Source organism: Mesorhizobium sp. ESP-6-2, from assembly GCF_020164675.1.
Lineage (GTDB): Bacteria > Pseudomonadota > Alphaproteobacteria > Rhizobiales > Rhizobiaceae > Mesorhizobium.
The window spans coordinates 229,659-239,173 of the sequence record NZ_JAIUGT010000001.1; the positions used below are offsets into that span (position 1 = coordinate 229,659).

General features: G+C 63.0%; 13 protein-coding genes. 5 read left to right on the forward strand and 8 right to left on the reverse strand.

The features are described 5' to 3' along the window. Positions 1–3 precede the first annotated feature (3 nt). Positions 4–1,803 carry an ABC transporter transmembrane domain-containing protein gene (locus tag LB532_RS01160; protein ID WP_140641288.1) on the reverse strand — a complete coding sequence of 600 codons (1,800 nt, stop codon included), beginning with the start codon at positions 1,801–1,803 and terminating at the stop codon, positions 4–6. A gap of 208 nt (positions 1,804–2,011) precedes the next feature. Between LB532_RS01160 and rpmE the strand changes: the two genes are divergently transcribed. Continuing rightward, positions 2,012–2,233, forward strand: a complete 222-nt coding sequence (gene rpmE / locus LB532_RS01165) for a 50S ribosomal protein L31 (RefSeq protein WP_006327661.1) — start codon at positions 2,012–2,014, stop codon at positions 2,231–2,233. Between the two features lie 73 nt (positions 2,234–2,306). Here the strand turns inward: rpmE and LB532_RS01170 are convergent, their stop codons facing one another. Further along, on the reverse strand, positions 2,307–2,963 hold the full coding sequence (locus tag LB532_RS01170; RefSeq protein ID WP_140641286.1) for a TetR/AcrR family transcriptional regulator: 657 nt from the start codon (positions 2,961–2,963) through the stop codon (positions 2,307–2,309). Between the two features lie 220 nt (positions 2,964–3,183). Between LB532_RS01170 and LB532_RS01175 the strand changes: the two genes are divergently transcribed. Then, positions 3,184–3,663, forward strand: a complete 480-nt coding sequence (locus LB532_RS01175; protein WP_140641284.1) for a DUF1772 domain-containing protein — start codon at positions 3,184–3,186, stop codon at positions 3,661–3,663. Between the two features lie 248 nt (positions 3,664–3,911). On the opposite strand, the gene LB532_RS01180 is transcribed toward LB532_RS01175, so the two are convergent. The 3 genes from LB532_RS01180 to LB532_RS01190 form a co-directional block, all read right to left on the reverse strand. Then, on the reverse strand, positions 3,912–4,208 hold the full coding sequence (locus LB532_RS01180) for a SelT/SelW/SelH family protein (protein WP_140641282.1): 297 nt from the start codon (positions 4,206–4,208) through the stop codon (positions 3,912–3,914). Positions 4,209–4,220: 12 nt separating this feature from the next. Continuing rightward, the gene (locus LB532_RS01185) at positions 4,221–4,970 is read right to left on the reverse strand and encodes a YebC/PmpR family DNA-binding transcriptional regulator (protein WP_140493143.1); all 750 of its coding nucleotides are present in this window, start codon (positions 4,968–4,970) and stop codon (positions 4,221–4,223) included. 207 nt (positions 4,971–5,177) lie between these two features. Further along, positions 5,178–5,501: an ArsR/SmtB family transcription factor gene (locus tag LB532_RS01190; RefSeq protein WP_140493140.1), complete on the reverse strand. Its 324-nt coding sequence runs from the start codon at positions 5,499–5,501 to the stop codon at positions 5,178–5,180. Positions 5,502–5,552: 51 nt separating this feature from the next. On the opposite strand from LB532_RS01190, the gene LB532_RS01195 reads away from it, so the two are divergent. From LB532_RS01195 to LB532_RS01205, 3 genes are all read left to right on the forward strand, one after another. Next, entirely contained in the window at positions 5,553–6,035 is a 483-nt protein-coding gene (locus LB532_RS01195) for an SRPBCC domain-containing protein (RefSeq protein WP_140641280.1), read from the forward strand. A gap of 17 nt (positions 6,036–6,052) precedes the next feature. Continuing rightward, positions 6,053–6,442, forward strand: coding sequence for a VOC family protein (locus tag LB532_RS01200; RefSeq protein WP_224556306.1), 390 nt, complete (start codon positions 6,053–6,055; stop codon positions 6,440–6,442). A 204-nt stretch (positions 6,443–6,646) separates the two neighbouring features. Further along, positions 6,647–7,114 carry an SRPBCC family protein gene (locus LB532_RS01205; RefSeq protein WP_140641278.1) on the forward strand — a complete coding sequence of 156 codons (468 nt, stop codon included), beginning with the start codon at positions 6,647–6,649 and terminating at the stop codon, positions 7,112–7,114. A 50-nt stretch (positions 7,115–7,164) separates the two neighbouring features. On the opposite strand, the gene LB532_RS01210 is transcribed toward LB532_RS01205, so the two are convergent. From LB532_RS01210 to LB532_RS01220, 3 genes are all read right to left on the reverse strand, one after another. After that, the gene (locus tag LB532_RS01210) at positions 7,165–7,926 is read right to left on the reverse strand and encodes a TerC family protein (protein ID WP_140641276.1); all 762 of its coding nucleotides are present in this window, start codon (positions 7,924–7,926) and stop codon (positions 7,165–7,167) included. A 71-nt stretch (positions 7,927–7,997) separates the two neighbouring features. Further along, on the reverse strand, positions 7,998–8,822 hold the full coding sequence (locus LB532_RS01215) for a YmdB family metallophosphoesterase (RefSeq protein WP_140641274.1): 825 nt from the start codon (positions 8,820–8,822) through the stop codon (positions 7,998–8,000). 62 nt (positions 8,823–8,884) lie between these two features. After that, positions 8,885–9,472: a 5-formyltetrahydrofolate cyclo-ligase gene (locus LB532_RS01220; protein ID WP_140641272.1), complete on the reverse strand. Its 588-nt coding sequence runs from the start codon at positions 9,470–9,472 to the stop codon at positions 8,885–8,887. Positions 9,473–9,515: the final 43 nt, after the last annotated feature.

Consider the following 9,515-nt stretch of genomic DNA (forward strand, 5'->3'; position numbering starts at 1 on the left):
CCGTTACTCAGCCGCGCCCCTGAAGGCGCTGGCACCGGTCTCGAACTGCAGCTTGGCCAGCCGGGCATAGATGCCGCCTTTGGTCACCAGGCTTTGATGCGTGCCTTCCTCGACGATGCGGCCGCCATCCATCACCAGGATACGGTCGGCCTTCAGCACCGTCGCCAGGCGATGCGCGATGACGATTGTGGTGCGGCCCCGCATCAGCCGCTCCAGCGCCATTTGCACCAGCGTCTCGCTTTCGGCGTCGAGTGCCGAGGTCGCCTCGTCGAGCAACAGGATCGGCGCGTCGCGCAGGATGGCGCGCGCGATCGCCACCCGCTGGCGTTGCCCGCCCGACAGCGTGACGCCGCGCTCGCCGACCTGGCTGTCATAGCCCTTCTCGAGCTTGAGGATGAATTCGTCGGCCAGCGCGTCCTTCGCCGCTGTCTCGATCTCGGCCCCGCTGGCGCCCGGCCGGCCGAAGCCGATATTGTCGCGCGCGCTGGCCGCGAAGATGGTGACGTCCTGCGGTACGATGGCGATGCGCTGCCTGACCGAAACGGGATCGGCTTCGCGGATGTCGACGCCGTCGATCAGGATCCTGCCGGTCTCCGGATCGTAGAAGCGCAGGATCAGCGAGAATACCGTGCTCTTGCCCGCTCCCGAGGGACCGACGATCGCCACCGTCTCGCCAGGCTTGACCGAGAAGCTCAGGCCGTGGACGGCGGCGCGGTCGGGCCGGGCCGGGTAGGAGAAGGACACCGCCTCGAAGCTGATCGCTCCCTTGCTCGCCACCGGCAGCGGCCTGGGATCGGCAGGCGCCACGATCGCCGGCTCCTCGGCCAGGATTTCCGTTAGCCGTTCGGCGGCACCTGCTGCCTGGGCCAATTCGCCCCAGACCTCCGATAGCGCGCCGAGCGCACCGGCGGCGAATACCGAATAGAGCAGGAACTGGCCGAGCGTGCCCGGCGACAGATTGCCGTCGAGCACGTCGCGCGAGCCGAACCACAGCACCGCCACGACCGAGGAGAAAATCGTGAAAATGGCGAAGAAGGTGAGGAACGAGCGCGCGAAGATCGAGGCGCGCGCGGCCTCGAAGGCGGCCTCCACCGCACCCGAAAAACGCCCGGTGACCAGCGTCTCATTGGTGAAGGCCTGCAATGTGCGCACCGCGCCGATCTGCTCGCTGGCATAGGCGGTGGCATCGGCCAGCGTGTCCTGCGCCTGCCTTGACTTGCGCCGCACCGAGCGGCCGAAGGCGACCAGCGGCAGCACGATGATTGGAATGGCTGCGATGACCAGACCGGACAGTTTCGGGCTCGTGAAGACCATCATCGCGACCGCGCCGAGGCCAAGGATGACATTGCGCAGCGCCACCGAAGCGGTCGCCCCGACCGCCGACTTGACCTGCGTGGTGTCGGCGGCGAGCCGCGACACGATCTCGCCCGACTGGGCAGTGTCGAAGAAGGCCGGCGACAGTTTCGTCACATGGGCAAAGACATCGCGCCTGATATCGGCGACGACGCGCTCGCCGAGCGTGATGACGAAATAGTAGCGGCCCGCCGATGCCGCCGCCAGCAGCGCGGCCATCGCCACCAGCGCGGCGAAATATTCGGCGATGAAGGAGGAACCGGACGGCGTGAAACCATGATCGATCATGCGCCGTACCGCCAGCGGCAGCGCCAACGTCGTCACCGCCGCGATGATCAGCGAGATGACGGCGCCCGCCACCAATGTGCGGTAGCGGCCGATGTAGGGAAACAGGCGCCTGAGCGGCTTGAGCGAGCGCCGGCGCTCGTCTGCGCTGCTGGTTTGCGCCATCCTGGTCTTTCCTCTTGGCCGCCTTCAGCTATGCGCCTCAATATGCGCTTGCCGCGGCCTTGTGATTCAATTCCGGCTGATGTATAGGCTCGCCGACCGTTTTAGAAGCCGTGGCTCCTCAATAGCTGCGGCTTCGAGTTTTAAAAAGGGGCGCATCGACGCAGGCTTTCAGCCCGTCAGCCGCGCCCGGCAAGCCAGGAACCGAGCCATGAAGACCGATATCCATCCCGACTACCACACCATCAAGGTCGTCATGACCGACGGCACCGAGTACATGACCCGTTCGACCTGGGGCAAGGAAGGCGATACGATGAACCTCGACATCGACCCGACCACGCACCCGGCCTGGACCGGCGGCCAGCAGACCCTGCTCGATCGCGGCGGCCGCCTGTCGAAGTTCAAGAAGCGCTTCGAAGGTTTCGGCCTCTAGGCCACATCAGCTTTTCGCAGACCAGAGAACCCGCCCTCGTGGCGGGTTTTTTGTGCTTAGATGGATACTCATTCTAGCGCGCTGCCCGTGCATCCTGTTCCGCCAGCAATTCCCGGAGCGCCATGCGCTTGTAGGCAGCAACCAGTCTGTCGCCCTCCTGCCGCTCGACCGAGATCGCCAGCCGCATGGCGGCCTCGCCCATTTGCCAGACGAGAAACGCCGTCGTCTCCAGCGCGACGGCATCGGCATCGGGCCGCAGGCGCTTGAGCGCCGCAGTGAGAAATTCGGCGTTCGCACGGCTGTCGGCAAGCTCCAGTTCGCGCAGCGCCTTGTCCGCCTGCGTGCCCGACCAGATATCGCGCATCACCGGCTCGTCGAGAAACAGACGGTAATAAATGTCCACCAGCTCCGAGAACGCCTGCCGAAGGCCCTCGGCGTCGCCGACGTCCTTGAGCGAGGCTGAAATGCAGGCCTGGCTCTCGGCGGTGTAGCGCTCGGCCAGCGCCCAGACGATCGCCCGCTTGTCGGGAAAGAACTGGTAGAGCGAGCCGATCGACACCCCAGCCCGCTTCGCCACCTCGCCCATGCGCATGGCATCGCTGCCTTGCTCGGCAATCAGCGCCGAGGCGGCGGCGAGCATGCGCTCGACCCGTTCACGGCTGCGCTGCTGGCTCGGCGCGCGGCGTGGCGTGGCGACCTGTTCCTGTGGGGACGTGGCGGTTTTTTCCATGGCTCTTCAACAGACGCCGGGCGGTAATGCCACCCAGAAATGACTTGACTCGCAAAATACGAGAGTTTATCACGTTTTGCAAATATGAGGATTCCTCATGTTCTGAAAGAAGCAAACGGGATAATTGATTTGAAGGCGTCGAACGGGTGCCCGGCCACCCCCCAAAACCTTTCTGCCCATTGCGACTGAACCGCCGCAACCGGCATCTGGAGCAACTGACATGATCGCGAAACTACTTCCCACCCTCATCTTCATCGCCGCTATCGGCTCGGGCGTTGTCGGCGGCGTGTTCTTCGCCTTTTCCAACTTCGTCATGCCGGCAATGGCTCGCCTGCCTGCCGCGGGCGGCATCGCCGCCATGAACTCGATCAACATCACCGTCATCACGCCGATGTTCATGACCGCCTTGTTCGGCACCGGCCTGATCTGCCTTGTCTTGATCGCCGGCGCCATCATCGGCTGGCAGCAGCCAGGCTCCTTCTGGCTATTGGCCGGCGCAGTCATCTATCTCGTCGGCAACCCGATCGTGACGATGGTTTTCAACGTGCCGCTCAACGACGCGCTGGCCGCCGTCGATCCGGCGAGCAGCAACGGCGCTGCTGTATGGACCACCTATCTCAGGGACTGGGTGATGTGGAACCACGTGCGCGCCATCACCGCCATCGCCGCGCTGGCATCCTTCTGGTTCGCCGCGCATTGACATGTCTCGGTCCGCCGCGTTCGGCATCGCGGCGACGGAGGCCTGTTTGTCGGGAGACGCGCCGTGAACGACCCGTATTCCACCATGGCCTTGGGCATTGGCCGCGGGGATCGGCCTCGGCGCTGTCTGTGGCGCAGCGATGGATGACCTTGCCGTCGGCATCGGCATGGGCATAGCAATCGGCGCCGGGATCGGCGCGATTTTCGGGCAGAGGCGAGGAAAATGACGTTCGGCTTCCGCGAAAAGTCTCAGCTCTTCGCCTTGCGATCGGCATGACCGAGATCGCGGTCCGGGTCGATGACGTCGCGCACCAGTTGCTTGAGTTTTGCCGCATCCGGAAAGCCGCCGTCGCGCTTGCGATCCCAGACCAGCACCTCGTTGCAGCTTATGGTGAAGACGCCGCCGGTGCCGGGCACCAGCGTCACCTCGCCCAGATCGACGCCGAATGTCGACAGCAGTTCCTGCGCCATCCAGCCGGCACGCAGCAACCACTGGCACTGCGTGCAATAGGTGATGCGGATGGTGGGCAGCGGTTTTTCGGTCATGTCAGGCTTTGCTCACGCAGCGCTGAGCTTGGCCATGGTCTCCTCGTCGACCTCGAAATTGGCGTAGACGCTTTGAACGTCGTCGTCGTCCTCGAGCGTGGCGACCAGCTTCATCAGCGACTGGGCGCGTTCTTCGTCGACCGGAACATTGTTCTGCGGTTTCCAGATCGGCTTCACCGATTCCGCCTCGCCGAGAGAGGCTTCCAGTGCCTTCGACACCTCGCCGAGGTTTTCGAAGGCGCAATAGATGGTGTGACCTTCCTCGTCCGACTCCACGTCATCGGCGCCGGCTTCGATCGCCGCGTCCATGACCTTGTCGGCGCTGCCGGCCGATGCCGGATAATAGATCTCGCCGACCCGATCCCACATGAACGACACCGAGCCGGTTTCGCCCATCGCCCCACCGGCCTTGGTGAAGGCGGCGCGCACATTCGAAGCCGAGCGGTTGCGATTGTCGGTCAGCGCCTCGACGATCACGGCGACGCCGCCGGGACCGTAGCCCTCGTAACGCACGGCTTCGTAATTTTCGGCGTCGCCCATCGACGCCTTGTTGATGGCGCGCTGGATGTTGTCCTTCGGCATCGACACCGCCTTGGCGTTCTGCACGGCAAGGCGCAGGCGCGGATTCATCGACGGATCGGGCGTCCCGCTCTTGGCCGCGACGGTGATTTCGCGCGCCAGCTTGGAAAACATTTTCGACCGCACCGCGTCCTGACGGCCCTTGCGGTGCATGATGTTCTTGAACTGTGAATGGCCAGCCATGGCACCCCTGTCGTGTTCGGCTAGAGCATTGCGCGGCGATGCATGACCCGCCTTCCGCAATGCTCGAATTCAAAATGTCAGAACGTCCCTGCTGCGTCCGATGGACGTATGGCGCTCTTTGTCGGAATGGCTGGCTTATAGATAAATCGGCTCAATTCGTCCAGCCGCGCCGCGCTTTGCCACGCATGGCAAAGCCGTGACGGCCGTTCACCCCTCCAGATCGGATTTCAGCCGGTCTATGATGCTAAGCGCATGGCCGGCGTACTGGCTTATCCAGCGGTCGTGAATCTGCTTGATCGGCAGCGCGTTGAGATGGTTCCAGCGCTCGCGCCCCTCGCGCCGCGCCACGATGAGATCGGCCTCTTCCAGCACTTTGAGGTGCAGCATGACGGTGCAGCGGTCGACATCGGAAAATGCCTCGCACAGCATGCCGGTCGTCTTTGGCGCGTCCTTCAGCAGATCCAGCATCTCGCGCCGGCGCGGATGCGCCAGCGCCTTGAAAACATTGTCGTCTTGCGATCGGCTTGACATGTTATTTTTTTATAACATAAGCTCCTATCAATCAAGGAAGGAGCTGTGGATATGTCTCTTGGATTCAGGGTTTCAGGACGCATCGGCAAACCGGTCGCCGACGTCTTCGACGCGGTCGTCAATCCGAAGAAGCTCAGCTCCTATTTCACCACCATCGGCGGTGCCAGCGCGCCCTTGGTGCCGGGCGCCAATGTCGTGTGGTGGGGCAAGGTGCCGGTCGAAGTCGACGAAATCGTCAGGTACAGCCGCATCGTGCTGCGCTGGGATGCCACCGACGAAGAGGGAAAGCCGGCCTACAAGACCCGCATCGAGATGAATTTCGAGCCGCTCGACGATGGCGGTACCTTCGTCACCATCGCCGAGAGTGGCTGGCAAGAAGGCGAAGTCGGCCTGCGGAAGTCCTATCTCAATTGCGAGGGCTGGTCGCAGATGCTGGCCTGCATGAAGGCCTATGTCGAATACGGCATCAATCTGCGCGACGGCTACTATCGCAGCGAGATGAAGGGCGAGCCTGCCAACGAGACCAACATTTGAGCGAAGGGAGGCCTGCCGTGAAAGTAACCCCGTTCCTGATGTTCGAAGGCAAGGCCGAGCAAGCCATGGCCTTCTATTGTGAGACCATTCCGGATAGCCGCGTCCTCGACCTCACGCGCTACGGTGCAGGCGAGGAGGGACCCGAAGGGGCAGTCAAGCTGGCTCGCGCATCCATCGGCGGCACGGAGGTTATGATCTTCAACAGCCCGGTTCGCCACGCCTTCACCTTCACGCCGTCGGTCTCGCTCTTCGTCGACTGTTCCACCGAAGACGAGCTGGAACGTATCGTCGAGGCCCTGTCCAAAGACGGCACGTTTCTGATGCCGACCGGCAATTACGGCTTCAGCCGCCGTTTTGCCTGGCTGAACGACAGGTTCGGCGTTTCCTGGCAGATCAATCTGCCATAGCAAGACCCGAGCCAGGCCGGCTGGAACTGTTCACCGGGGATTTCCCGGGCGCCGCCGATCATCTCGCCGGTGTCGAGCGATGCGATGCCATCGAGCCGCTGGGAGACGGCTTCCGCGGTTTTTGAATCACCAGCCCCGCCACGTCGTTCACATGGTGCGGGAGCCCGACGCCTGGTGAAGGCGTATTCGGAAGAGGAGAACGCTATGGAAATCCGCGAGCCACCGACGGCCGAAGCCGCCATGCTGATCCGGCGGCCGGTCTCCGACGTTTTCGAGGCCATCGTCGATCCGGCGATCACTACGAAGTTCTGGTTCACCCATTCCAGCGGCCGGCTCGACGGCGGCAGGCCGGTTCAGTGGGAGTGGCGCATGTACGGCGTCTCGACGACGGCGGTCGTCAACGAAATCGTCCGTAACGAAAAGATCGTCATGCAATGGAACGATCCACCGGCGACGGTGGTGTGGACCTTCACCGAAATGCCAGGCGATGCAACCTTTCTCGAGGTTCGCAACTTCGGCTTTGCCGGCAATGGCGACGAACAGGTGAAACAGGCGGTCGATTCAACCAACGGCTTCTCGCTGGTGCTCGCCGGTGCCAAGGCCTGGCTTGAACAGGGCCTGACGCTTGATCTGATCGGCGACCGTCACCCCAAGGGCGTGCCGGCGGGCTAGCTCTTCTACACCGAAACGCTGGCGGGACTACTCGACAGCAAGCACCAGACTCAATTCCCGCCGGACTTCGCCTTCTTGCGGTTGCGCGCCAGCATGTTGAGCCCTTCGACAAGTGCCGAGAAACCCATGGCGGCGTAAATGTAACCCTTGGGCACATGGTAGCCCATGCCGTCGGCGATCAGCGTCATGCCGATCATCAAAAGGAAGCCCAGCGCCAGCATGACGATGCTGGGGTTCCTGGCGATGAAGTTCGCCAGGGGCGTGGCCGCCAGCATCATCACCGTAACCGCCACGATCACGGCGATATACATGATCGCGATCTCGTCGGTCATGCCGACCGCGGTGATGATGGAATCTATGGAGAAGACGAGGTCGAGCAACAGGATCTGGAAGATGGCGCCGGCCAGGCTGAGCTGCAGCGCGCCCACCATCGTGTCCTGATGATCCTGCGGATCGACCGTGTGGTGGATTTCCTTGGTTGCCTTCCAGACCAGGAACAGGCCACCGGCGATCAGGATCAGGTCGCGCCAGGAGAAACCGTGGCCGAAGGCCGTGAACACCGGCGCCGTCAGCTGGACGATGATCGAGATGGTGGCGAGCAGCACCAGACGCATGACCAGCGCCGCCGAGATGCCGAGCCGGCGGGCACGGGCCCGCTGTGCTTCCGGCAGCTTGTTGGTCAGGATCGAGATGAAGATCAGATTGTCGATGCCGAGCACGATCTCGAGCACCACCAGGGTCAACAGCGCGACCCACGCGGTGGGGTCGGACACGAAGGCGAAGTGCGGCGCCAGGAATTCCATAAGCTGCATGGAGGTCGTCCCCTCTACGATCTGAAGCAGGTGTCGCCGGCAGTTAGGAACTGCTGGTCGCTATATCAATGTCACGACCAGAAAGACGGCGCGGTTTCCTCCAGTCGCGGGCCGCGGCGAAACGGCGCGATCTTCTCGGTCAGGCCGGTGCGGTCGGAAATTTCGACGCCGACGCCGCACAATGTCGCCGGCCCGGTCGCGGCCTCGAAACGGCCCTTCGGCACCTTCGACAGGAACCGATTGAGCGGCTCCTCCTTGTCCATGCCGAGCGAGGAATCGTAATCGCCGCACATGCCGGCGTCGGAAATGTAGCCGGTGCCGCCATTGAGGATATGGTGATCGGCGGTCGGCTGGTGGGTGTGGGTGCCGACCACGAGACTGGCACGGCCGTCGACGAAGTGCGCGAAGCACATTTTTTCGGAGGTCGCCTCCGCGTGGAAATCGATGACCACGGCATCCGCCTGCTCTCCGAGCGGACAGGCGGCAAGCTCGCGCTCGCCGGCCTGGAAGGGATCGTCGAGCTCGGGATGCATGAACACCCGGCCCATGATGTTGGCGACCAGCACGCGCGCGCCGCTCCTGGCAATGTAGACGCCCGAGCCGCGCCCGGGCGTGCCCTTCGGAAAATTGGACGGGCGCAGGAAGCGCTCTTCGCGCGGCGCGAAGGCGAGCGCATCGCGCTGGTCCCAGACATGGTTGCCGGTGGTGACGACATCGGCGCCGGCCGCGATGGTCTCGCGAAAAATCTCCTCGGTGATGCCGAAGCCGCCGGCCGCGTTTTCGCCGTTGACGATGACAAAATCGAGCCTGAAGTCCGAGATCAGGCCCGGCAGTTGTTCCCACACCGCCGTGCGGCCTGTCTTGCCGACCATGTCGCCGAGAAAGAGAAGTCTCATCTACGCCTGATCCCGAAAAGTGGCATGACTTTCGGCAAAGATCATGCGTTCCAAAGAACTATTTACAATTCTGGCGCGAACCGGCGCAACCCGCTCTCGGTCAGTATTTCCGGGATGATGACGTCGTGGTCCTCATTGGGAACCATCGTCACTTCCTGGCAGTCGAAAGCAATGCCGATCAGCCGGGGCGCATGCCCCTTGTCGACAAGCTTGGCGATCGCACGGTCATAATAGCCCGCGCCGTAACCGATGCGGTGGCCGCGCGCGTCGAAGCCGGCGAGCGGCACCAGCATGACGGAGGGGTCAAGAACTTCGGCCTCCTCATGCGGCCCGACGGTCCCAAATCCCATATCGATCATCGGCGCGCCGCGTACCAATTCGCGAAAGACGATGGTCGTCTTGTCGAGGATCGCCGGAAGGCAGAGCCGTGCGCCCTTTTCGCGCAAGGCGAACATCAGCGGCCGGACATCGACTTCCGAGCGCATCGGCCAAAAGCCGGACACGATTTGGCCTGGCTCGATGGCAAGCTGGTCGCGCGCGGTTTCGGCCATATCGAGCGCGACTTCCACTCGCCAGAATTCATCGAGCGCGTCGCGGCGGCCAAGTGCTTCCTTGCGCAGCTGTTTTTTCAGGTCTTTTAAGGATGCCATGCGCAGACGCTAGAAAAAGCCAGACCTGAATGGACGTTTTGGG

Coding starts and splice junctions, on each gene's coding strand:
- LB532_RS01160 (WP_140641288.1), bottom strand. CDS start 1,803: ATGGCGCAAACCAGCAGCGCAGACGAGCGCCGGCGCTCGCTCAAGCCG.
- rpmE (WP_006327661.1), top strand. CDS start 2,012: ATGAAGACCGATATCCATCCCGACTACCACACCATCAAGGTCGTCATG.
- LB532_RS01170 (WP_140641286.1), bottom strand. CDS start 2,963: ATGGAAAAAACCGCCACGTCCCCACAGGAACAGGTCGCCACGCCACGC.
- LB532_RS01175 (WP_140641284.1), top strand. CDS start 3,184: ATGATCGCGAAACTACTTCCCACCCTCATCTTCATCGCCGCTATCGGC.
- LB532_RS01180 (WP_140641282.1), bottom strand. CDS start 4,208: ATGACCGAAAAACCGCTGCCCACCATCCGCATCACCTATTGCACGCAG.
- LB532_RS01185 (WP_140493143.1), bottom strand. CDS start 4,970: ATGGCTGGCCATTCACAGTTCAAGAACATCATGCACCGCAAGGGCCGT.
- LB532_RS01190 (WP_140493140.1), bottom strand. CDS start 5,501: ATGTCAAGCCGATCGCAAGACGACAATGTTTTCAAGGCGCTGGCGCAT.
- LB532_RS01195 (WP_140641280.1), top strand. CDS start 5,553: ATGTCTCTTGGATTCAGGGTTTCAGGACGCATCGGCAAACCGGTCGCC.
- LB532_RS01205 (WP_140641278.1), top strand. CDS start 6,647: ATGGAAATCCGCGAGCCACCGACGGCCGAAGCCGCCATGCTGATCCGG.
- LB532_RS01210 (WP_140641276.1), bottom strand. CDS start 7,926: ATGCAGCTTATGGAATTCCTGGCGCCGCACTTCGCCTTCGTGTCCGAC.
- LB532_RS01215 (WP_140641274.1), bottom strand. CDS start 8,822: ATGAGACTTCTCTTTCTCGGCGACATGGTCGGCAAGACAGGCCGCACG.
- LB532_RS01220 (WP_140641272.1), bottom strand. CDS start 9,472: ATGGCATCCTTAAAAGACCTGAAAAAACAGCTGCGCAAGGAAGCACTT.